At 56.2% G+C, this 600-nt stretch carries 1 rRNA gene; it reads left to right on the top strand.

From position 1 onward, the window contains the following. A 23S ribosomal RNA gene (locus tag CHH48_RS19080) occupies window positions 1-600 on the top strand; the annotation flags it as partial.

Genomic DNA, 600 nt, shown 5'->3' on the forward strand with positions numbered 1-600 from the left:
GTCTCAACGAGAGACCCGGTGAAATTATACTATGCGTGAAGATGCGCATTACCCGCGACAGGACGGAAAGACCCCGTGGAGCTTTACTGTAGCCTGATATGGAATGTTGGTACAGCTTGTACAGGATAGGTGGGAGCCTTAGAAACCGGAGCGCTAGCTTCGGTGGAGGCATCCGTGGGATACCACCCTGGCTGTATTGACATTCTAACCCAGAACCGTTATCCGGTTCGGAGACAGTGTCAGGTGGGCAGTTTGACTGGGGCGGTCGCCTCCCAAAGAGTAACGGAGGCGCCCAAAGGTTCCCTCAGAATGGTTGGAAATCATTCGTAGCGTGCAAAGGCAGAAGGGAGCTTGACTGCGAGACCTACAAGTCGAGCAGGGACGAAAGTCGGGCTTAGTGATCCGGCGGTGCCGTATGGAAGGGCCGTCGCTCAACGGATAAAAGCTACCCCGGGGATAACAGGCTTATCTCCCCCAAGAGTCCACATCGACGGGGAGGTTTGGCACCTCGATGTCGGCTCATCGCATCCTGGGGCTGTAGTCGGTCCCAAGGGTTGGGCTGTTCGCCCATTAAAGCGGTACGCGAGCTGGGTTCAGAAC

Origin of the sequence: Terribacillus saccharophilus (assembly GCF_002272075.1) — a bacterium.
Classification (GTDB): domain Bacteria; phylum Bacillota; class Bacilli; order Bacillales; family Amphibacillaceae; genus Terribacillus; species Terribacillus saccharophilus_A.